Below are 22,068 nucleotides of genomic sequence, written 5' to 3'. Positions count from 1 at the left end.
TGCGTAACACTCGTACGTCGCATCCGGCAATTACGTTTATTCCCGTGAACTAAACAACGCCGCCAGACCACTGCGCCGCTCAGTACGAGTGGCGATTGCCGCACTTAATATGCGCTCATCGGCATACAGCGACAGACGGCGACGCGCGCGGGTCACCGCGGTATAAACCAGCTCTCGCGTTACTACCGGCGTGCGTTGGCTCGGCAAAATCAACGCCGCATGGTCGAACTCCGATCCCTGCGATTTATGTACCGTCATCGCCCACGTAGTTTCGTGCTCTGGCAAGCGACTCGGTTGCACAGACTTAATATTGCCGTCCGGCATCGCAAACCAGACGCGCGTCCCCTGCCCGCGATCCAGCGCAATACCGATATCGCCATTAAACAACCCAAGCGCGCTGTCATTACGGGCAATCATCACCGGTCGACCTTCGTACCAACGAGAGTGCGGATGACGATGAATTTTGCGCTTCTGTTGCATAAACTGCTCAATTCGCTCATTCAGTCCAGCCACGCCAAACGGCCCTTCCCGCAGGGCGCACAAAAGCTGGTACTCATTGAACGCCTGAATGATTAAATCCGGCTCGGCACGCGCTTGCAGCAGATCCAGATAACGTCCGTAACCCGCAAGAGCTTCCTCAAGCATCGCAATATAATCTTCGCCGCTCTGTAAAAGCCGTTTGTCGATATCAGTAAAATCCTGCTGAAAAACGGTTTTCACTGCCGTTTTATCACCACGGTTGATCGCCGCAGCTAACTGACCAATGCCAGAATCGCTGCCGAAACGATAGCTTTTTTGCAGCAGGCAGAGACTGTCGCGCAAAGATGCCGCTTCTGTGCCGGTTCCTGCCGGAACGTGAGTCCCCGTCAGGCGGCTTAGCTGCCTGGCACGCTCGGCGGTAAAGCCCGCGTTGGCATAAGCGCAGATATCGCCCAGCACAGCCCCAGCCTCAACCGAGGCCAGTTGATCACGATCGCCGAGAAAGATCACTCGCGCATGATCGGGCAAGGCGTCGATCAGTCTCGACATCATAGGCAGATCGATCATTGACGCTTCATCTACCACCAGCACATCAAGATGCAGCGGGTTACCGGCATGATGACGTAAACGCTGGCTACCCGGCTGCGCGCCCAGCAATCGGTGCAAAGTGCTGGCATCTTCCGGAATGCGTTTCTTTTGTTCATCGGTCAGCGGTAACTGTCGCAAAGCCTTGCCGAGAGATTCGGTTAAGCGCGCGGCAGCTTTACCCGTTGGTGCAGCCAGACGGATACGGCAGCGTTCGCCGTCGGCCATTTGAATTAACGCTGCCAGCAACTTCGCTACGGTGGTCGTTTTACCGGTGCCAGGGCCGCCGGAAATCACCGAGATCCGCCGCGTCAGCGCCACTGCCGCCGCAACTTTTTGCCAGTTAATTTCATCGCTTACTGGAAAAAGTTTGTCCAGGGTTTGCGCCAGTAGAGCTTCATCAACCTCAATGGCATGATTCACTTCGTTGAAAAAGCGTGCCACTGTGCGCTCGTTACACCACATGCGATTCAAATAAAGACGATCGCCACAGAGGATCATCGGCGTGGGTTCATCTCCCCTGCTGACCGCTTGAGAAGCCAGCAAGCATTCTTCCCAATTTTGTAGCTCACCGATTTCACTGACACAGGTCGCCAACAGCGGATGCGACGCCTCGTTATTTTCCAGTCGTGAAAGCGGCAAACAAACGTGTCCCTCTCCGGCATCATGACTTAACAGTGCCGCCGCGAGGGTGACGGCAGGATGTTCATCTCCCGCCACGGTCAGGGCAAATTGCACATCCAGCGGGCGTAGCTGTTTGTGCTCCACAGCTTCCAGTAATTGCTTTTGCAATTTCATTACGCCTCCTCCAGGGTCATACCGGCAAACATCTCATCCATCAGGGCAATCAACCCGGCGTTGGGTCGGGTTGTGTAAATCCCCTGTTGCGGATGTTCTTTATCAACGCCACGCAGGAACAGATAAATAACGCCGCCAAAGTGGTGCTCATAGTCGTAATCAGCAATGCGATGGCGCAGATAACGATGCAGCGCCAGGGTATAAAGCTGATATTGCAGATCATAGCGGTGTGCCTGCATTGCCGCTGCCATAGCCTGTTGGGTGTAAGCCGAACTGTCTTCACCCAACCAGTTGGATTTATAGTCGAGCAGGTAATAACGCCCTTCGTGGCGGAACACCAGGTCGATAAAGCCTTTTAACATGCCACGTACCTGCATGAACTCCAGCGGCGGGCAGCCTGCGGATAGCGGGTCAAACTGGCGGATTAACGTATCAAGCTGACTGGCGATAAGCGGTTCACTAATCGGCAGATAAAACTCCATCTCCACCTGTTTATTGCGGGCGGAAAGTTGACTCAGGCTTACGCCGGTTTCATTGAGAGGTGCCTGGAGGACAGCCGTGATCCACTCGGTCAATACCGGTTCCCACTGCGATTCAAAGCCGCCGAGTTCCAGTTTTTCCCGCACCCAGTTCGGGTCAACCGGCTGGGTAAAATCCAGGTCTTCAAACAAACTGTGCAAGAACGTCCCCGGTGACGCACCGCGCGGAAACTGATGTGGTGTTAACGTCGGTTCTTCAACGACGCTGGCAACGCCTGCAGCATCGACATCCAGCCGAGGCATCAAATCCTGGGCGATACCGTGACCACGCTGTTGCAAACCAGAGTAGCTGGTGACGCGCCAGTTATCGCCGGGCAATCGTTGTAACGTCTTCGCATTCAGCTCTGCTGTAGAAACATCATTAACCTGCCAGGGTTGGTTATCACCAGTTTGTGCCGTTTGCCAGGCAATATCATCATCGCATAACGCTTCAATACAGGTGCGAAGCCCTGCCGCATCTTGCGGTTCCCCTTTTTGCAGCAAACGCCCGAGCGCACTTTGGTGGACGTCGGTGTCACCTTTTTTATCGCCACGACGGCGCACCAGCGGTGCAACGCCGAGACTGCAATGCCAAACCGAACGTGTCAGCGCCACGTAAAGCAAACGCAGATCTTCCGCCAGACGTTCGGCCTCCGCGAGGTCGACGCTTTCTGGCGCAGCATTAAGATCCAGAACTGCCTCAAACGAGTGGCGATCGTGATAAAACGCCTGCTCCTGGACGCGGAAATTGGTGATAAACGGCAGCCAGACCAATGGATATTCCAGCCCTTTCGATTTGTGGATCGTGACAATCTGCACCAGATGTTTATCACTTTCGAGACGCATTTGTTGGCTGGAGGCATTACTGTCTGGCTCGAGGATATGTTGCGATAACCAGCGTACCAGCGCATGTTCACTTTCCAGCTGCGTTCCGGCTTCTTGTAGCAGTTCGCTGATATGCAAGATATCGGTAAGACGCCGCTCACCGCCTGCCGTTGCCAGCAAGTTTTCAGCAATGTTACGCGCCGACATCAGCGCCCGCAGCATCGGCATAACGCCACGTTTGCGCCAGATTTGCCGATAACCATCGAACTCTTCGACTACCACATCCCACGCATGTTCGTCATTGTTCAGCGTTTCGATATCCAGCGCGTTCAGCCCCATCATTGACGTTGCCAGCGCACTACGCAGGGTGTTCTCACGTTCGGGCGTCATCACCGCCTGCAACAACCAAAGCATTTCCTGCGCTTCCAGAGTTTCAAAAACACTGTCGCGGTTCGAAAGGTAAACGGAAGGGATTTCCAGCAACGTTAAGGCATCGCGCACCTGGGCGGCCTCCTGGCGGCTGCGCACCAGCACACTGATGTCCGAAGCACGCACCGGACGCGCGTCGTCGCCGTTCATCAGCAACGCTTCGCCCCGCTGTCCGGCTTGTAGCCAGTCGCGGATTTGCGCAGCACATACCTGCGCCATGGTACTTTGATAATCGCCAACGCCGCAGCTTTCGCCTTCCATCAGCCACATTTTCATCGCAGGCTGTGTTTCACCTTTAAATACAAAACGTAACGCCTGATTTTTCCCGGCTGATTTCACTGGAATAAACGGTATTTCGCGAAACATGAACGCGTCATCAGTCTGGCTGAAAAGCTTATTCACGCTGTTCACCATTCCTGGTGCGGAACGCCAGTTGGTGTCTAAAGTGTAGTGGGCGTGAACTTCGCTACGCGCCTTCATATAAGTGAAGATATCCGCACCCCGGAATGCATATATGGCCTGCTTCGGGTCGCCAATCAGCAACAATGCGGTTTCCGGCTGATGGTGCCAGATACGGCGAAAAATTCGGTACTGCTGGGGGTCGGTATCCTGAAATTCATCGATCATTGCCACCGGGAATCGCGTACGGATCGCCGCTGCCAACACCTCACCGCTTTCGCTACGCAGCGCGGAATCGAGCCGACTTAACATGTCATCAAAACCCAATTCGCCACGGCGGCGTTTTTCACGCGCTACTGTTTCGCGGATCTCAGCCAATGCGCGGGTGATCACCAGATCGCGGATCGACAATGGTTCTGCAAGCAGTTGATCGATCGCCTCAAACAGTGGATGTCGCGGGGTTTCCCCCCGGCTTTCGTGCGATCTTCTAAGAAACGCTGGGAGAATTTTTCCAGCGACTCTGGCAACTGATAACTGTTGGTCTCTTCTTCTGCCCAGGCGCTGATCTTGTCGATCCATTTAGCCTGATTGCTACGGTTAAACTTGCGTCGATCAATACCAGAAGATTCGATCAGCGCATCCAGTTCACCCACTGCGTCGCGCCACTGCTGTTTTACCGTATCAATACGCGCCACAATTTGCGCGTGGCGGGAAGCCAGCGTTTCATCATCGGGCGGCGGTGCTTTGATAACCGGCGCTTCGCCTTGCAGATAACGATTAATATCGCGCAGCAACGCCTGCGGCCCTTTCCAGGTTTCAAAGACGACCTGGGCTATTTCACGCGGCAGCGGGTAGCAGTGGCGACGCCAGAAATCGGCGCAGGCCTGGTAGCGTAGCAGAGACTCATCTTCAATCAGCTGCTGCTCAAACAGCATACCGGATTCAAAGGCATTCAGGTTGAGCATGCGCTGGCAAAAACCGTGAATAGTAAAGACTGCCGCTTCATCCATCTGCCGTTCGGCTAACAACAACCACTGCGCGGCTTGCGCTTTATCGTCGATCTCTTCCAGCAGGCGTTCGTACAGTGGATTGTCGGTGGTTTCACGCAGACAGGCGATGCGCAACTCGTGGATATTGCTACGGATACGACCACGCAATTCTGCCGTGGCAGCCTCGGTAAAGGTGACCACCAGCAGTTCTTCAACGGTCAGCGGGCGGGGAAAGGCGGCGGAACCGCCTAGTCCAAGTAACAGGCGCAAATAGAGCGCCGCAATCGTAAAGGTTTTGCCTGTGCCGGCAGAGGCTTCAATCAGGCGCTCACCCTGTAAGGGCAAGCGCAAAGGATCTAGTGTCTCGGCGACATCACTCATTCTTTTCACTCATCAGGGGCATTGTTTGCTGCAACGCGCTGACGTTCTCCCACACTTTCCAGCCTTCAGGGTGTACATATTCGGCTTTCCCGTTCTGGCTGCCGGAAATCTGCGACAGAATAGCCATGCCTTGCGGCTCGACCACCGCCTGATGGAAGAAATCAGCAAGTTTTTGCGGCGTCAGCAGTTTTATCTGGGCCACGATTTTATCACGCGAATCGAAGCGCATATTGCCGCGATCGAAATCTTTACTTAACTTCGATGCTTCTTCGCCGAGCGTTTGCGGTGCCTGCAGCATCTGGGTAATTACCGCCTGCTGGATTTGCGCAAACTCATCTGGCTTCATCGCTCGCAATTTTGCCTCTGCGGTTGGGAAAAACGCCTTGTAACGCTCCCACAAGAATGAAGGCTGTTTATCATTGCTTTGCAAAAGGAAGCCCATGCCCCACTGACGCCCCACGCTCATTGGAAACGCAAACACGGCATAGCCCAATTGTTCTTCGGTACGCAACTGATTGTAGAACCACGGCTGTACGATCTGCCCCAACAGAGAGCTATAGGCTGAGCTGGTGTATTCATCGTAGCCAGTCGGTACAAATACCGCTGCCAGTGCGGAGTCGGTGCTGTTACCGGCTTTTTCAAAGATGACGGATTGTTTTTTATCGACCACTACATCTTTGTTTCGACACCACTCTGAACCATCAGCGCCCAACTGTTTTTGCACATCGCGTGCCAGCGTTGTTGCCTGGGCCTCGGTCATGTTGCCGATAACCATAAACTCTGGTCGAGCCCCTGATTTTAAGGCGTCGCGATAGGCCAGCACCTCTTTCAACGTAATGGAGGGCAAAATTTTACGCCGTTCATCTCGCGAGAAGTACGGCACTTGCGAGAGCATCTGCGCGGGCATAATCGCCTGCTCAAACGCTTTACCCTTTTCTGCGGAATCCATCATCTGGTTATACCAGGACTTCGCCTGCTCAAGCTGATCTTCCGTAGCGGTATAGCTAAAGTACCCCTCGAGCAATGCCTGGAACAGCTGCGGCAGACGCTGGGTGTAACCATTAGCATTAACCATAAGGCCGTTGTTAGCGTTGGTGGAAAAACTTATGCCACCAACCGACGCCTGGTTGCTTAACTGATCAAGCGCCAGCCCTGCGAGATAATCATTGAGCGCAAACATCACCTGATTGCGGGCGCTGTCCATGGCTTTCGGATTACGCAAAATCAGGCTGACATCAGCTTTGGGCTCGCTGGCAAAATAACGGCTTGGCGCATACACCACGCGCAGATTCGACTCATCAACAATCAGCTCTGGATGGTCGTATTTCTTCTCTGACTTAATCAGCGAGAAATCATCAGGAATATAAGGGTTAAGCTCTGGCAAAGAGAGCGCAATGTCGGCGGCTTTTTTCTGCCAGTCGGCGAAAGTTTGTGCGCTGATTTTATCGACCTGATACGGCGCATCGACAAAGTAAGCCGTTTTGTTGTGCGGCTCTTTCGGGCTGATATACCAGATACGCGCATTCTGCGGCGTCATCATCGCCAGACGTTCCTTTACTGCTTTAGCATCGTACCGATCGGCAATATTGACTGCATCCAGCGTATGCTCAACAGGAACGCGAATCATGGTATCTGCCAGCCATTCGACGTAATCCATATCACGGGTGATCGACGGATAACGGAAGTCGATATCCAGCACATTCGCCAGTTCATCGAAGTATTGTTTATCAATGCCTTTTTCACGTAACAGATTGAGATAGCTAAAAATTGCCGCCACAACCTGATCGCGATTAGCCAGGCCTTTATCGGTTAAAGACGCAGAGATCGCTAATACGCCGCTGTTGCCGTTGACGATAGGATCGGAGTTGGCGCTAATGCCCTCAACTAATCCCTGCTTTTGCAGCCAGTCAGAAAGTGTACCTGGGCTGCGATTGCCAATCAGATAGGTAATCAATTCATCGGTTTTACTACGGAACTTCGCTGAGTTGTTATCGATGCGAAACTCAACGCGCAACACTTTACGCGGCAGCGCAGGGACGTAATGAATGATAATGCCCTTTTGCGCGTCGGTGACTACCGGCACGGTGATTTCCGGTTTTTTGCTCTCTTTGTTCGGCACGCGACCAAAGGTGTCCGCCGCCATTTTTGCCAACTCCGGCAGCGGTTTATTACTGTAAATAACCGCCTTCATCAAATTGGCGGAATAGTACTTCTCGTGGAAATCTTTCAGCGCCTGCTGCACCGGATTACCAGGTTTGTCGCTTAAAGTTTCGAGGTTACCACCAGAAAACTTTGAACCGGGGTGTGCCGGGTTAATGGTTTCTGCGCTGACCTGTGCCATGCGCATCCCGTCACGCGTACGCGCCATGGTTAATTCAGCGTTCACCGCATTACGCTCACGTTCGGCATATTTCTTGTCGAGCAAAGGTTCAGCAATAGCATCGGCCAGGCGGTCTACCGCACCAGGCAAGGCGTCGTTCTCAACTTCCAGATAGAAAGCCGTGCGATACGGCGCAGTGCTGGCATTGTGACTACCGCCGTGCATTTTGAGATATTCGGCCAGACTGTCAGCCTGCGGGTACTTTTTCGACCCCATCAGACTCATATGTTCAAGGTAATGTGCCAGCCCCTGGTACGCCTCGGGATCTTCCAGCGACCCAACGGGCACCACCAGCGCCGAGAGCGATTTAACTGCCTGCGGATCAGAAACCAGCAAGACCACCATACCGTTATCCAGACGTATAGCCTGATACTGGCGGTTATCTTTATCACTTTTACGGATGGTTTCCTGAATCGGCTGCCATCCCGTTTCTGCCTGACTTAAGGGTGCCCAAAGGGCAACTAACAACAATAATGCTTTGAACCAGGTGCTGCGGGGCATTCACGGACCTCATAATCAACTTAATTTTCTGTCCAGATTCAACACGTTAACGCAAATCATCTGCCAGAATTTAATCTTGTGCTGCACGAGTCAGCCTATGTTTATATAACCATCAGTCCGTGACTGGTGCGCATCATAAAGTAAGCGGATAGATTGCGCAATTTTTATACAGCACTCATGACTGATTAAAGCGAAACAGCGGTAACAGGAAACGTTGCGACTGTTCAACGATGGCCTCCATTGTCTCTGGTGTTAATTGCCGCCAGAGCCTTTGATACCAGATATCATCACCTTCGCCACGCACCATCATGTTGCCTTCGTAAGCCTGAAGGAATTTCGTACGGGCTTTTTGCAACGTGGAATCGTCATCCAGCATGGCATCGTTTTGCGCGTCATAACAGGTTTTTAGCCACGCGCCGCCACTTTCAGGTAACACCAGCAATGGCGCGGACATCCCTTCACGATACCCCTCAATCAGTTGTGAGAGGTAATGCAAAGCCTGTTCGGCTGCAAGCGGCGGAAAACGCCACTCGCCGTCTTTGCGTAGAAAAAGGCGACTTTCACCATTACCACCGCTGGCACAGTAGACAAGGTGTTCCAGCCAAAGTTGCATTCCCTGCGCCACACTTAATAAAGAGGGACGCCAGCGCAACAGGCCATCCGGCTGCACCTGCGGCAACCAGCCAGTTATCTGCACACCGTTGCAGGCGAGATCAATTTCCATACTCTGCCCCGGCTGGCGACAGGCAATGACTCTGTCGGCAAGCTGCTGCATCTCCTGGCACTGTGTTTCCCAGAAAATTTCACCAAAAGCGCCATACGGTAAATCCCCTGCCGCCCGGAAGCGGCGGAACAAGCGTTCGGCATCATCCTGCTCAACCAGTGCATTCAATAACTGCTGATTGATTTGATAACGGCTAAGCCCTTCCAGAATAAATGGCTCGGTGTCTGGGATTTCGCTGTCTTCAGTACGGAAGTTCACCTGCAAACGCATCTGGAAGAACGCCCGCACCGGATGTGCCCAGAATCGTTGTAGCGTTTCCAGCGGCACGGTTTCCGGTAAGGTAAACGGCAGCGGCTGAACAAATTCAGAATGTGCTTTACCAGCCTGGCTGGCCGCAGGTAGCCATTCACGAGCATAGCTTTGTCGTTCGCCTGGCTGGTAGTTTTGCGGATCAAACGGCATCCGGGTATGGAGGCAAGTAAGATGCGCTTTTACCCTTGCCTCGCTTTCATCACAGTTGAGCGCTTCATCGCCCGGTAGATAATGACTTTGCCCGATGTAGTCGATCAGTTCCTGCACCAGTACCGACGGGAAACGCTCACTGTTATCCTGAATGGAACGACCGATATAGCTGATATAGAGTTTTTGCTGCGCGGAAATTAACGCTTCCAGGAACAGATAGCGGTCGTCATCGCGACGGCTACGGTCGCCACGCTTCGGTTTCTGGCTCATCAGGTCAAAGCCCAATGGCGCAAGCTGACGTGGATAAACGCCGTCGTTCATTCCCAGCAGGCAAACCACTTTGAACGGAATTGAACGCATTGGCATCAGAGTACAAATGTTAACCGGTCCGGCGAGAAAACGCTGGCTGATACGTTCTTGATCCAGACGCTGTGCCAGTTCATCACGCAATAGTGACAGCGGCACCGCGTCGCCATACTGCGCACCTAAACCTTCGGCGATAATCGCCTGCCATTGTTGTTCGATCAGCGTCATCGCCGCTTCGGTTTCCGCATCCGGCAGGAAGAAGGCGTTGAGCATATCGCGACAAACCGGCAACCACTCTTCCAGCGGACGCTCCTGTGCCAGCCCGCGACGCCAGATGTTTAGCTGCATTAGCAGTGAAGCCAGATGCCCCACCAGTTCTGCAATTAAGCCGCTCGATTCATCATAAGGTAGAACCGATTGCCACTCGCCCTGCGCGCTCTCCATCGCGTAGCCCAACAACATACGCGTCAGGCCAAATCGCCAGGTGTGTTGTCCGGTGGCGGGGAGTTCCAGCTCGCGAACGTTGTCGTCATCTATGCCCCAACGAATGCCGGATTCGTTGACCCACTGGCGTAAATAACGCAGCCCTTCTTCGGTGATGTCAAACCGCGCCGCCAGCACCGGCACATCCAGCAACGCCAGCACATCCTCTGACACAAAACGACTGTCAGGCAGTGATAACAGGCTGATAAACGCTTCCAGTACCGGATGTGACTGCCGCGCACGACGGTCGGAAATGGCGTAAGGTAGGTAACGATCCGCAGGTGCGCTACCAAACACAGCCTGAATAAACGGACTGTAGCTGTCGATATCAGCCACCATCACGATGATGTCGCGCGGAGTAAGTGTCGGGTCTTCCTCCAGCATCGCCAGCAGGCGATCGTGTAAAACTTCAACTTCACGCTGCGGGCTATGGCAAACGTGGAAGGTGATACTGCTATCCAGTGGATCAAGCGGGCGTTTGTTATCGCTACGGGAAAACACTTCGATGTTCACACCAGCAACGGCGCGGTTTTCCAGTTCCAGAATGTCAGACTGAATGTTATGCAGCAGGTTATCTGGCGTGACATCGACAAAGGCGTCCAGCTCCTGGCTGCTCTCCAGGTCAGAAAGGAGATAAATGTAGTCGCGCCCAAGCTTACCCCATGAAGCCAGCAGCGGGTTGCCGACATCCTGTTCACCATCGCTGTTAAAGAGCTGCCCGGCATTTTCGCTATCACGAAATAGCGGCAATTCGCGATCTTCAAAACTGTGTCGACGCTGACGGGTCAGCAGTTTCGCCAGATAAGCAGGATCTTTAATATCGCCCCAGTAATAACGGCAGGGGTTGGTAAACAGGAGATGGATTTCAATATGTTTACCCAGCGCCTGTAGCGCCTGGAGATAAACAGGCGGTAACGCGGAAATACCGCATATAAAGACGCGCGAAGGTAACCCCGGCGGGCAGGTCGTCGCGGACTCCAGCGTTTCGATAAAGCGCTGATAGAGATTGGCGCGGTGCCAGCGCGGTTGCCCGAGTTGATGGGTATATTCCACCAGCGCCTTCCACAACGGGGCTTGCCAGGCCTGTGCTTCTCCCAGCCCTTCAACCAAATGTCCTGTTTCCCACTGTGCCAGCCAGTCCGGACGATAGACCAGATACTGGTCAAACAGGTCCGCCGCTTTTGAGGAAAGCTGGAACAGTTTTCGCTTGTCGCTATCGTCAGTCAGATAATGCCGCAACAGGGTAAAGTCTTCGCGCTCCAGCAATTGCGGCAGCAGAGTCATCAGTTTCCAGCTCATGCTCTGTTTGTTAAAGGCGCTCTCTTTGGGGATTTCCGGTAACACCCGGACGAACATATCCCAGATAAAGCTCGCTGGCAGCGGAAAATCAATGTTTGCCGCAATACCAAACTTTTGCGACAGGGTCATTTGCAGCCACTGTGCCATACCGGTACTTTGCACCAGAATCATCTCTGGTTCGAAAGGATCGTCCAGCCGTTCGCGTTCGACAATAAACTCCATCAACGCTTCCAGCACGTCCAGACGATTGGAATGGTAGACCCTTAACATAGCGGCTCCTGACTACTGACGATTCGGGCAATGCAGGCGGGTCATCTCGCCTTCTCTGCCCCCGGGTGAAACTAGCGTAACGCTGATGCTGACACATCCCGCCTGCGATGTCTGCATTCGGTTGACCTGCCAGTTGGCAGGTGGCGAAATCGCGCGCAGTTGCGTTTGCTGCCAGCCATGCCGCCAGAGCTGTTGGTACTGGTTTCTGCTGGCAAGACTGTTCATTAATGTTCGCTGGAAACCCGATAACGCAGTGACAATCATCACCATCAACACCATCGCCAACATTACCTCCGGCAGGCTAAAGCCTTGTTGATTCTTCAGGGAAGCTGACATAACGCCCTCTCTTTCAGCGGACAAAAATCGCTCCAGCCGCGTGGCGAAAAAACAATGTTTCCATCAATGACTTCGCCTGTTCGCCACAACGAAACGCCTTCATAACCGGCAATCAATAAGGCTTCATTATCTGCCAGTAAACGCAAACAAACCTGGGCATCGGTTTCAGCGTACTGCGAGCACTGAACTGCTGGCTGCGTCTGCCAGGAGTGCATTTTTCCCCACGCCAGCGCCGACTGAACGATGGCCTGGCGGCGCAATGACTGACTTTCCATGCTCACGCGAGAGGCAAAACTGCGATCCTGTTGGCTCATTCCTTGTAATAGCAAACTACCCAAAACCAGCAGCATCAGGACCAGAGCCAGTGACGAAACACCCTTTTCGCGGTTCACAGGTTGAATCCTGTCACGCTATAGCTGGCATTCACCACGGTTTGCGGTTCAGACTTACTGGCAGCACGCATATTAACCGTCAACACCGGCGAGAAGCCGCTGACATCCTGACGTACGACCTGAAAAGTGTCGATAATGATGGCATCCGGATTAGTGACTTTATCCCAGCCCTTACCTTCACAGGATGTCGCACCGCGTAGCGTTTCCAGCACATGCTCCTTCAGACGAAATCCAATCTGGTCGGACTCTTTTACCGGTTCGCGATCCCAGATACCGTTACTGTTCGCATCCCACTGCACAATGACACAGTCACCCTGTCCGACAATTTCCAGCCCTTCGCCGGTACAGATGCCATGACAATAACCCGCCCTCTGGAGATGCTTCGCGACGGTAAATACCCGCAGCCAGATTTCATCTTCCAGCGCCAGCTTACGGGTGCTCGTTAAACTTTCACGCTGTAACGCAGGCAGAAAGCGTGCCGCCCCCAGCAACAATACGCTACTGATCGCCATAGCAATCAACACTTCCAGCAGAGAAAAACCTTGCTCTTTTACAGGCATCCTTCTGTTTCTCCTTGCTGACAAAGCCGGAGTCTTCCCCACGGCGAAACCACCAGCCACCACTCGCCCGTTGAGTTTTTGAAGCGAATATGCCCGGCCCATGCGGTATTGCGCAGGCCAAAGAAAGCAAGCGAAGGTGTCAGGTCGCTCATTTCGACTTCGGGCCAGCGTGGCACAAAGACCAATGGTGAACTGCCATGACAGGTATTGGCCCCAGCAGCGGAACTCACAAGGCACCATAACGTCCCCTCCCTGATAACGCTGATACTGTGGTCGCGGTTATGCCAGTTGGCATCTTCACGTAAATAGAGCAAATAGTCCCGCGCCTGGCTGGCGGTTTGCCATAGCCGTTGCGACTGCTGCCAGTATTGCCAGCCATAGAGTCCACTTGCGCTTAGCATGACCAAAATCAGCATCGCGACCAGCGTTTCAATCAGCGTATAACCACGTTGTGTTTTCATGCCGGCAGTATGGAGCGAGGAGAAAAAAAGACGAGGGCCAGTTTCTATTTCTTCGGCGCATCTTCCGGACTATTTACGCCGTTGCAGGACGTTGCAAAATTTCGGGAAGGCGTCTCGAAGAATTTAACGGAGGGTAAAAAAAACCGACGCACACTGGCGTCGGCTCTGGCAGGATGTTTCGTAATTAGATAGCCACCGGCGCTTTAATGCCCGGATGCGGATCGTAGCCTTCAATCTCAAAGTCTTCGAAACGGTAGTCGAAGATGGATTCGGGTTTACGTTTGATAATCAACTTCGGCAGCGGACGCGGTTCGCGGCTTAATTGCAGATGAGTTTGATCCATATGGTTGCTGTACAGATGCGTGTCGCCACCGGTCCAGACAAAATCACCCACTTCCAGATCGCACTGCTGCGCCATCATATGCACCAATAACGCGTAGCTGGCAATGTTGAACGGCAGGCCGAGGAAGACGTCACAGGAGCGCTGATAAAGCTGGCAAGAGAGTTTGCCGTCTGCCACATAGAACTGGAAGAATGCATGGCACGGTGCCAGCGCCATTTTATCCAGTTCGCCTACGTTCCACGCTGAAACAATAATGCGGCGCGAATCCGGGTCGTTTTTCAGCTGGTTCAGTACCGTAGTAATCTGGTCAATATGACGACCATCTGGCGTTGGCCAGGCGCGCCACTGTTTACCATACACTGGCCCGAGGTCGCCATTTTCATCGGCCCATTCGTCCCAGATGGTGACATTGTTTTCGTGTAGATAAGCAATGTTAGTATTGCCCTGCAGGAACCACAGCAGTTCGTGGATGATGGAACGCAGGTGGCAACGTTTGGTTGTCACCAGCGGGAATCCATCCTGCAGGTTAAAACGCATCTGATGACCAAAAATGGAAAGCGTTCCGGTTCCGGTACGGTCGTTTTTCTGTGTGCCTTCGTCGAGCACTTTTTGCATCAGTTCTAAATACTGTTTCATGGTTCCTCAGGAAACGTGTTGCTGTGGGCTGCGACGATATGCCCAGACCATCATGATCACACCCGCGACAATCATCGGGATGGAAAGAATTTGTCCCATGCTGATGTACTGCACCCAGGCACCAGTAAACTGCGCGTCGGGCTGGCGGAAAAACTCAACAATGATGCGAAACGCGCCGTAACCAATCAGGAACAAACCTGAGACAGCTCCCATTGGGCGCGGTTTACGAATATACAGGTTGAGGATAATAAACAGCACTACACCTTCCAGCAACAGCTCGTAAAGCTGTGATGGGTGGCGCGGCAGCACACCGTAAGTATCGAAAATGGATTGCCACTGCGGGTTGGTTTGCAGCAGCAAAATATCTTCTGTTCGGGAGCCAGGGAACAGCATGGCAAACGGGAAGTTCGGGTCAACGCGGCCCCACAATTCACCGTTAATAAAGTTGCCCAGACGCCCGGCACCAAGACCAAACGGAATGAGTGGTGCGATAAAATCAGAGACCTGGAAGAAGGAACGTTTAGTACGGCGGGCGAAGATAATCATCACCACGATAACGCCAATCAGGCCGCCGTGGAAAGACATGCCGCCGTCCCAGACACGGAACAGATACAGCGGATCGGCCATAAACTGCGGGAAATTGTAGAACAGAACATAACCAATACGTCCCCCGAGGAAGACGCCGAGGAAGCCCGCATAGAGTAAGTTTTCAACTTCATTTTTGGTCCAGCCGCTGCCCGGACGATTCGCCCGTCGTGTTGCCAGCCACATTGCAAAAATGAAACCCACCAGATACATCAGGCCGTACCAGTGAAGCGCCACGGGTCCTATTGAGAAAATGACCGGATCAAACTCCGGAAAATGCAGATAGCTACTGGTCATCTGTCACCACAAGTTCTTGTTATTTCGCTGAAAGAGAACAGCGATTGAAATGCGCGCCGCAGGTTTCAGGCGCTCCAAAGGTGCGAATAATAGCACAAGGGGACCTGGCTGGTTGCCGGATACCGTTAAAAGATATGTATATGATCCGCGCTATAACCCTCCGCGAATCAGCCCGCCCATGCCGCGACGCTCCATAAAGGCTGCAACCTGATGGCGAACTTCGGTCGCCAGTTGCGCTTCCAGACTACGCTGCGCAAGATTTTCTGCTTCGGCATAATCAATGCGCCGCAGCAGGTATTTTACCCGCGCTACAGAACGTCCGTTCATAGACAGATGGCGATACCCAAGCCCAATGAGGATTGCCACGCACATGGGATCGCCCGCCATTTCACCGCACAAACGGAGATCGATTCCATGTATTTCCGCTTCCCGGGCGATCATCGCCAGAGCTCGTAACATTGCAGGATGAAGACTGTCATAAATGTTCGCCACCCGGGTATTGTTGCGATCAACGGCCAGAATGTATTGAGTCAGATCGTTGGTGCCAACAGAGATGAAATCGACCCGCTTTGCCAGATGCGGCAGCATAAATACCATTGACGGCACTTCCAGCATGATGCCGATACGTGGTTTGGGAATTTCGTAACCGATCATCTCCTCGACTTCACGTCCGGCACGTTCAATCAGGCGGCGTGCTTCATCAACTTCATCGAGGCTTGTGACCATCGGCAACAGAATATTCAGGTTGCCCGTAGCGGCATTAGCACGCAGCATCGCCCGCACCTGGATCAAGAAGATCTCCGGCTGATCGAGCGTAATGCGAATCCCACGCCAACCCAGGCATGGATTCTCTTCGCTGATCGGCATGTAAGGCAGCTGCTTATCTGCTCCGACATCCAGCGTACGCAAGGTGACGGGTTTATCATTGAACATTTGCAGCATCCCCTGATACTGCGCCACCTGTTCTTCTTCCGACGGGAAACCACTTTGCAGCATGAATGGGATTTCAGTGCGATAAAGACCGATGCCATCAATACGGCTGCCCAGTTTTTCTTCATGTTCCGGGCTTAAACCAGCATTGAGCATGACTTTTATACGCTCACCGCTTTTTAACTGCGCGGGTAAATTGACGTCATCTTCCGCCAGACGGCTAAGCTCAATCTCTTCACTAATTAGCCGCTGATATTCTTGCAGCAGTACCGGCTCCGGATCGACCAGCAATTCACCGCGATAGCCATCAACGATCAGCGTCCTACGATGCAGCACCGAAGGCTGAATATCCGCGCCCATCACGGTAGGGATCCCCAGCGCACGTACCATGATCGCAGCATGGGAGTTGGCTGCGCCATCTCGCACGACAACACCGACTAAGCGATCCTGGGGCAGCTCAGCAAGAGTTGTCGCTGACAGTTCATCTGCCACCAGAATGAAACGTTCCGGCCAGGCGTTCGGCCCTTGATTAGCGTCATCAAGATGAAACAGCAATCGCTGACCCAGCGCACGTAAATCGCCAGCCCGCTCTTTGAGATAGTTATCGCTTAGCGCGGCAAACTGTTCGGCAAATTTTTCAATGACCGTTTTTACCGCCCACTCTGCCACCGAGCCTTTATCAACCTCGGCAAACAATTCGCGACGCAGCCGGGTGTCCGAAAGCAGGTGCGAGTAAAGATCGAAAATAGCCGCCGTTTCTTTTTGTGCACCGGCGGCAAAGCGTTTGCTGTAGCGGCGAAACTCGTTTGCCGCTTCTTCCAGCGCCCCGGTCAGTCGTTCGCGTTCCAGAGCCGGATCCAGCGTTGATGCCTGATACACCTGTTCCATTAAAGGTAACGTGGCATCCTGCCAGCCTTCGGCAATCGCCACACCAGGTGCTGCCGGTAATGCGCGGATTCGCGTCTGGCGATATTGCCCAAACAAGGCAGTCAACTGCGACTGAGAAAGAATAGCTGCCATCTGGGTGGCAAGCGTCACCAGGAAGGATTCTTCACTTTCGTCATACTGGCGCAACTCTCGTTGCTGTACCACCAGTACACCAAGCAACTGGCGACGTTGAATAATTGGTACGCCTAAAAACGCGCGGAAACGTTCTTCTTTTACGGAGGGGATGTATTTGAAGCTGGGGTGCTTTTGCGCATCTGCAAGGTTTATCGGTTCCGCCAGCCTGCCAACCAGGCCGACGATCCCTTCATCAAACGCGAGCGTTACAGTGCGACCGCGTGGTTTTTTCAGCCCCCGGGTCGCCATCAGGTAGTAACAACGTCGATCATGATCGGCCAGGTAGACCGAACAGACCTCGGTATCCATCGCAAGACAGATGTCGGTAACCAGAATATTTAACGCCTCATTCAGGCGTGGTGCGCTGGCTACCTTTTCGACTATTTCGCGCAGGCGAGTGAGCATAATTGGCGTGACTTAACCTCTTTTACGTCGATAAGCAGATGCGTTTTGTGGTTTTGGCGTATTTTCCTGCAGTGACATCACCACACTCGCGAACTCTTTCATTACCCTACGGTAGACATCACGTTTAAATGACACCACCTGTCTGACCGGATACCAGTAACTTACCCATCGCCAGCCGTCAAACTCTGGTGTACTGCTGGTTTGCATATTGATTTCTGCATCGCCGCTCACCAGCTGCAAGAGAAACCATTTTTGTTTTTGGCCGATACAAACCGGCTTCGTGTCCCAACGCACCAAACGTTTCGGTAATTTGTAGCGCAACCAGTTACGCGTTGAAGCAAGGATTCGAACGTCTTTGCGGCTTAATCCTACTTCTTCAAACAATTCACGGTACATCGCCTGCTCTGCGGATTCTCCGGGGTTGATTCCGCCTTGCGGAAATTGCCAGGAGTGCTGACCAAATCGCCGGGCCCACATTACCTGCCCCTGGCGATTACAAATCACGATACCTACGTTTGGGCGGTAGCCATCGTCATCAATCACCGGACTACCTCAAAATAAAGCTTTATATACGAATGATTGTTTCATACTCCAGGAAGACGGTAAACCACTCTCTGCAGGGCATTACACACTAATAACAATTGAATAACTCACAGTTATGTGCAGAGTTATAAACAGAGGAAGGGGTGGATAGCCGTTTTTATTCACCTTTTCTGTGGATAGAGTTGTGAAGAACTACGGAATTACTACGGGAAAACCCGGAGCATTCTGAATAAGCCCGATATAGACATTTTAAAATATTCATTATTAGTCAATGCATTACATGTAATTTGAGTAATGAAAAAGAGTAATTCGTGACCCAGGTCACACCTCTCATTTACGGGTTGACGAAAGATCAACCAATGCCGTATTTATCCACAGAATGTGCCACTAAGTTAAGCACTGAACCACTAAAAACTGGAGTTTCGTCGCACGTCAAGGCTGTAAATGGAAACAGTAGTGGAGGTTTTTCACAGTTATCCCAGCTTTCTGTGGATAACATGGTGTAAGATCCTGTTTATTTTCAGTGACCAGATTTGGAAAACCCGTTGCAGTGTTGCGCAACTCGATTACCGGCAACCTAAAAAGCAATATAAATCAGAGAATTGAACAACGCATGTGGAAAAAGTTACACTGCGAATATTCGGCACATAATTGCTGTTTGTTTTTTAACCAAGGTATCATGACATGTCCCAACCTCGCCCACTGCTCTCTCCTCCCGAAACTGAAGAACAGTTGTTAGCGCAAGCACAGCAACTTTCTGGTTATACATTGGGAGAACTGGCGGCACTTGTCGGGCTGGTTACGCCAGAGAATTTAAAACGCGATAAAGGCTGGATTGGCGTGTTACTGGAGATCTGGCTAGGTGCCAGCGCAGGGAGTAAACCTGAGCAAGATTTTGCTGCTCTGGGCGTGGAACTTAAAACTATCCCTGTGGATAGTCTTGGTCGTCCGCTGGAAACAACATTCGTTTGTGTTGCCCCGTTAACGGGCAATAGCGGGGTGACCTGGGAAACCAGCCACGTGCGCCACAAACTCAAACGCGTACTGTGGATACCGGTTGAAGGCGAGCGCAGCATCCCGCTGGCGCAGCGTCGCGTTGGATCACCGTTGCTGTGGAGCCCGAATGAAGAGGAAGACCGGCAGCTACGCGAAGACTGGGAAGAATTAATGGATATGATTGTTCTCGGTCAGGTTGAGCGGATTACCGCTCGTCACGGGGAGTATTTACAGATACGACCGAAAGCAGCGAATGCGAAAGCGCTTACCGAAGCCATTGGTGCCCGGGGCGAACGGATTCTGACGCTGCCACGCGGCTTTTATTTGAAGAAGAATTTCACCAGTGCGCTACTGGCCCGTCATTTTCTGATCCAGTAGCCATCGCTTTGACCTGCCGCTTTCCGGGCATATAATTACCGCTTCATTTTTTTGGCAGGGCTTTTTAGATGTTATTTGCATGGATAACCGATCCTAACGCCTGGCTTGCGCTCGGTACGCTGACGCTGCTGGAGATCGTTCTTGGGATCGACAATATTATTTTCCTTTCTCTGGTGGTGGCAAAGCTCCCCACAGCACAACGTGCTCATGCGCGCCGTCTGGGGTTGGCGGGAGCCATGGTTATGCGTCTGGCGCTGCTGGCATCAATCGCCTGGGTTACGCGCCTGACGAATCCGCTTTTTACAATATTCAGTCAGGAAATTTCCGCCCGTGATTTGATTCTGCTTCTGGGTGGCTTGTTCCTTATCTGGAAAGCCAGCAAGGAAATCCACGAATCCATTGAAGGTGAAGAAGAAGGGCTGAAAACACGCGTTTCATCATTCCTCGGCGCTATCGTGCAGATTATGCTGCTGGATATTATCTTCAGCCTCGACTCGGTGATTACCGCTGTGGGTCTGTCAGATCACCTGTTTATTATGATGGCCGCCGTGGTGATTGCCGTAGGCGTGATGATGTTCGCCGCGCGCTCGATTGGTGATTTTGTCGAACGCCATCCTTCGGTAAAAATGCTGGCGCTCTCTTTCCTGATTCTGGTCGGCTTTACCCTGATTCTGGAAAGTTTCGACATCCACGTACCGAAAGGTTACATCTACTTCGCGATGTTCTTCTCTATTGCGGTTGAAAGCCTCAACCTGATTCGCAACAAAAAGAACCCGCTCTGATACTCCGTACGCTCTTCTGCGGGAGGGCGTACTCACTCCTGTTACCCTCACAGTTTAAGATTTTCCTGCTTTCAAGATATATAACGTCGGTTTATAAACAGACTATTATCATAGGTGGGCCAAATCGAGGATAACCGGATGAAAAAATGGGCAGTAATAATTTCTGCAGTCGGACTGGCGTTTGCTGTTTCCGGGTGTTCCAGTGATTACGTCATGGCGACCAAAGATGGCCGTATGATTTTGACCGATGGAAAACCTGAAATTGATGATGATACCGGGCTGGTGAGTTATCACGATCAGCAAGGTAACGCGATGCAAATTAACCGTGATGATGTTTCGCAAATTATTGAACGTTAACAAATAAGGTCAGCATCCGGCTGGCCTTAAGATTTTTCTCTTTCCCTTTTCCCTTCCCTCTGCCATTTTTATATTCCTTATGTCGTGATTATAAAAAGGAAACGGCTATGCAATATCACCGTATACCCCACAGTTCGCTGGAAGTCAGCACGCTGGGGCTTGGCACGATGACGTTTGGTGAACAGAACAGCGAAGCCGACGCCCACGCACAACTCGACTATGCCGTTGCTCAGGGCATTAACCTTATCGACGTTGCCGAAATGTACCCAGTACCTCCGCGCCCCGAAACGCAAGGGTTAACCGAAACCTACGTCGGCAACTGGCTGGCGAAACATGGCAGCCGCGAAAAGTTAATTATCGCCTCCAAAGTGAGCGGACCGTCGCGCAATAATGACAAGGGCATCCGCCCGGATCAGGCGCTGGACCGGAAGAATATCCGCGAAGCGTTGCATGACAGCCTCAAGCGCCTACACACTGATTACCTCGATCTTTATCAGGTGCACTGGCCGCAGCGCCCGACCAACTGCTTCGGCAAACTCGGTTATAGCTGGACGGATTCTGCGCCTGCGGTTTCGCTGCTGGATACGCTGGACGCACTGGCAGAGTACCAACGCGCGGGAAAAATTCGTTATATCGGCGTGTCGAACGAAACTGCATTTGGCGTAATGCGCTACCTGCATCTGGCGGACAAACACGATCTGCCGCGTATTGTCACCATTCAGAACCCTTACAGTCTGTTAAACCGCAGTTTTGAAGTAGGTCTGGCAGAAGTCAGCCAGTATGAAGGGGTCGAACTGCTGGCCTATTCGTGCCTGGGTTTCGGCACGCTGACCGGGAAATATCTCAATGGTGCAAAACCCGCTGGCGCACGTAATACGCTCTTTAGTCGGTTCACCCGCTATAGCGGTGAGCAAACGCAAAAAGCCGTCGCGGCGTATGTTGATATCGCCAGACGTCATGGCCTGGACCCTGCTCAGATGGCGCTCGCGTTTGTACGCCGTCAACCGTTTGTTGCCAGCACTCTGCTGGGCGCAACCACGATGGATCAGCTGAAAACTAACATCGAAAGTTTGCATCTGGAGTTAAGCGAAGACGTATTAGCTGAAATTGAAGCGGTGCATCAGGTTTATACTTATCCGGCACCATAAGATTAACGCCGGTTAAAACCGGCGTTAA

General features: G+C 52.5%; 16 protein-coding genes and 1 pseudogene. 4 read left to right on the top strand and 13 right to left on the bottom strand.

Annotated elements, in window-relative coordinates:
* Nucleotides 1-36 precede the first annotated feature (36 nt).
* The 13 genes and pseudogenes from recD to ygdT form a co-directional block, all read right to left on the bottom strand.
* Entirely contained in the window at nt 37-1,863 is a 1,827-nt protein-coding gene (recD, locus tag AB4H76_RS05280) for an exodeoxyribonuclease V subunit alpha (RefSeq protein WP_077492859.1), read from the bottom strand.
* Nucleotides 1,863-5,404, bottom strand: a pseudogene (recB, locus tag AB4H76_RS05275) (exodeoxyribonuclease V subunit beta). The gene recD and the pseudogene recB overlap by 1 nt, the downstream one beginning before the upstream one ends.
* On the bottom strand, nt 5,397-8,285 hold the full coding sequence (gene ptrA, locus AB4H76_RS05270; protein ID WP_001138201.1) for a pitrilysin: 2,889 nt from the start codon (nt 8,283-8,285) through the stop codon (nt 5,397-5,399). Before ptrA ends, recB begins: the two are co-directional and overlap by 8 nt.
* Nucleotides 8,286-8,460: 175 nt before the next feature.
* The gene (recC, locus tag AB4H76_RS05265) at nt 8,461-11,829 is read right to left on the bottom strand and encodes an exodeoxyribonuclease V subunit gamma (RefSeq protein ID WP_420062577.1); all 3,369 of its coding nucleotides are present in this window, start codon (nt 11,827-11,829) and stop codon (nt 8,461-8,463) included.
* A 12-nt stretch (nt 11,830-11,841) separates the two neighbouring features.
* On the bottom strand, nt 11,842-12,165 hold the full coding sequence (locus AB4H76_RS05260; protein WP_001276460.1) for a prepilin-type N-terminal cleavage/methylation domain-containing protein: 324 nt from the start codon (nt 12,163-12,165) through the stop codon (nt 11,842-11,844).
* Entirely contained in the window at nt 12,150-12,557 is a 408-nt protein-coding gene (locus AB4H76_RS05255; protein ID WP_001078380.1) for a DUF2509 family protein, read from the bottom strand. Before AB4H76_RS05255 ends, AB4H76_RS05260 begins: the two co-directional genes overlap by 16 nt.
* Nucleotides 12,554-13,117 (bottom strand): prepilin peptidase-dependent protein, encoded by a 564-nt coding sequence (locus tag AB4H76_RS05250; RefSeq protein WP_001144315.1) that lies wholly within the window; start codon nt 13,115-13,117, stop codon nt 12,554-12,556. The genes AB4H76_RS05255 and AB4H76_RS05250 overlap by 4 nt, the downstream gene beginning before the upstream one ends.
* Nucleotides 13,108-13,578 (bottom strand): prepilin peptidase-dependent protein, encoded by a 471-nt coding sequence (locus AB4H76_RS05245; protein ID WP_000857051.1) that lies wholly within the window; start codon nt 13,576-13,578, stop codon nt 13,108-13,110. Before AB4H76_RS05245 ends, AB4H76_RS05250 begins: the two co-directional genes overlap by 10 nt.
* Before the next feature lie 184 nt (nt 13,579-13,762).
* On the bottom strand, nt 13,763-14,557 hold the full coding sequence (gene thyA / locus AB4H76_RS05240) for a thymidylate synthase (protein WP_000816241.1): 795 nt from the start codon (nt 14,555-14,557) through the stop codon (nt 13,763-13,765).
* 6 nt (nt 14,558-14,563) lie between these two features.
* Nucleotides 14,564-15,439 carry a prolipoprotein diacylglyceryl transferase gene (gene lgt / locus AB4H76_RS05235; RefSeq protein ID WP_000204658.1) on the bottom strand — a complete coding sequence of 292 codons (876 nt, stop codon included), beginning with the start codon at nt 15,437-15,439 and terminating at the stop codon, nt 14,564-14,566.
* Between the two features lie 150 nt (nt 15,440-15,589).
* Nucleotides 15,590-17,836 carry a phosphoenolpyruvate--protein phosphotransferase gene (gene ptsP / locus AB4H76_RS05230; protein WP_000957914.1) on the bottom strand — a complete coding sequence of 749 codons (2,247 nt, stop codon included), beginning with the start codon at nt 17,834-17,836 and terminating at the stop codon, nt 15,590-15,592.
* Nucleotides 17,837-17,848: 12 nt separating this feature from the next.
* Nucleotides 17,849-18,379 (bottom strand): RNA pyrophosphohydrolase, encoded by a 531-nt coding sequence (rppH, locus tag AB4H76_RS05225; protein ID WP_000564489.1) that lies wholly within the window; start codon nt 18,377-18,379, stop codon nt 17,849-17,851.
* 352 nt (nt 18,380-18,731) lie between these two features.
* Nucleotides 18,732-18,878: a protein YgdT gene (gene ygdT, locus AB4H76_RS05220; protein WP_000953278.1), complete on the bottom strand. Its 147-nt coding sequence runs from the start codon at nt 18,876-18,878 to the stop codon at nt 18,732-18,734.
* Nucleotides 18,879-19,063: 185 nt separating this feature from the next.
* Between ygdT and mutH the strand changes: the two genes are divergently transcribed.
* From mutH to AB4H76_RS05200, 4 genes are all read left to right on the top strand, one after another.
* Nucleotides 19,064-19,753 (top strand): DNA mismatch repair endonuclease MutH, encoded by a 690-nt coding sequence (gene mutH / locus AB4H76_RS05215; protein WP_000082201.1) that lies wholly within the window; start codon nt 19,064-19,066, stop codon nt 19,751-19,753.
* A gap of 68 nt (nt 19,754-19,821) precedes the next feature.
* Nucleotides 19,822-20,535 (top strand): TerC family protein, encoded by a 714-nt coding sequence (locus AB4H76_RS05210; protein ID WP_000895624.1) that lies wholly within the window; start codon nt 19,822-19,824, stop codon nt 20,533-20,535.
* 138 nt (nt 20,536-20,673) lie between these two features.
* The gene (ygdR, locus tag AB4H76_RS05205; RefSeq protein WP_000758655.1) at nt 20,674-20,892 is read left to right on the top strand and encodes a lipoprotein YgdR; all 219 of its coding nucleotides are present in this window, start codon (nt 20,674-20,676) and stop codon (nt 20,890-20,892) included.
* A 107-nt stretch (nt 20,893-20,999) separates the two neighbouring features.
* The gene (locus AB4H76_RS05200; protein ID WP_001199284.1) at nt 21,000-22,040 is read left to right on the top strand and encodes an NADP(H)-dependent aldo-keto reductase; all 1,041 of its coding nucleotides are present in this window, start codon (nt 21,000-21,002) and stop codon (nt 22,038-22,040) included.
* The last annotated feature ends 28 nt before the right edge of the window (nt 22,041-22,068 follow it).

The organism is Escherichia sp. UTM R2, assembly GCF_048593455.1.
Taxonomy (GTDB): Bacteria; Pseudomonadota; Gammaproteobacteria; order Enterobacterales; family Enterobacteriaceae; genus Escherichia; species Escherichia coli.
This window is presented reverse-complemented; position numbering and strand designations above follow the sequence as displayed.

What these genes read in the sequence shown, in the direction of transcription:
- ptsP (WP_000957914.1), bottom strand. Translation starts at nt 17,836, where the DNA reads ATGCTCACTCGCCTGCGCGAAATAGTCGAAAAGGTAGCCAGCGCACCA.
- thyA (WP_000816241.1), bottom strand. Translation starts at nt 14,557, where the DNA reads ATGAAACAGTATTTAGAACTGATGCAAAAAGTGCTCGACGAAGGCACA.
- AB4H76_RS05260 (WP_001276460.1), bottom strand. Translation starts at nt 12,165, where the DNA reads ATGTCAGCTTCCCTGAAGAATCAACAAGGCTTTAGCCTGCCGGAGGTA.
- ptrA (WP_001138201.1), bottom strand. Translation starts at nt 8,285, where the DNA reads ATGCCCCGCAGCACCTGGTTCAAAGCATTATTGTTGTTAGTTGCCCTT.
- lgt (WP_000204658.1), bottom strand. Translation starts at nt 15,439, where the DNA reads ATGACCAGTAGCTATCTGCATTTTCCGGAGTTTGATCCGGTCATTTTC.
- AB4H76_RS05245 (WP_000857051.1), bottom strand. Translation starts at nt 13,578, where the DNA reads ATGAAAACACAACGTGGTTATACGCTGATTGAAACGCTGGTCGCGATG.
- ygdT (WP_000953278.1), bottom strand. Translation starts at nt 18,878, where the DNA reads ATGTTATCCACAGAAAGCTGGGATAACTGTGAAAAACCTCCACTACTG.
- AB4H76_RS05200 (WP_001199284.1), top strand. Translation starts at nt 21,000, where the DNA reads ATGCAATATCACCGTATACCCCACAGTTCGCTGGAAGTCAGCACGCTG.
- AB4H76_RS05210 (WP_000895624.1), top strand. Translation starts at nt 19,822, where the DNA reads ATGTTATTTGCATGGATAACCGATCCTAACGCCTGGCTTGCGCTCGGT.
- AB4H76_RS05250 (WP_001144315.1), bottom strand. Translation starts at nt 13,117, where the DNA reads ATGCCTGTAAAAGAGCAAGGTTTTTCTCTGCTGGAAGTGTTGATTGCT.
- recC (WP_420062577.1), bottom strand. Translation starts at nt 11,829, where the DNA reads ATGTTAAGGGTCTACCATTCCAATCGTCTGGACGTGCTGGAAGCGTTG.
- mutH (WP_000082201.1), top strand. Translation starts at nt 19,064, where the DNA reads ATGTCCCAACCTCGCCCACTGCTCTCTCCTCCCGAAACTGAAGAACAG.
- ygdR (WP_000758655.1), top strand. Translation starts at nt 20,674, where the DNA reads ATGAAAAAATGGGCAGTAATAATTTCTGCAGTCGGACTGGCGTTTGCT.
- recD (WP_077492859.1), bottom strand. Translation starts at nt 1,863, where the DNA reads ATGAAATTGCAAAAGCAATTACTGGAAGCTGTGGAGCACAAACAGCTA.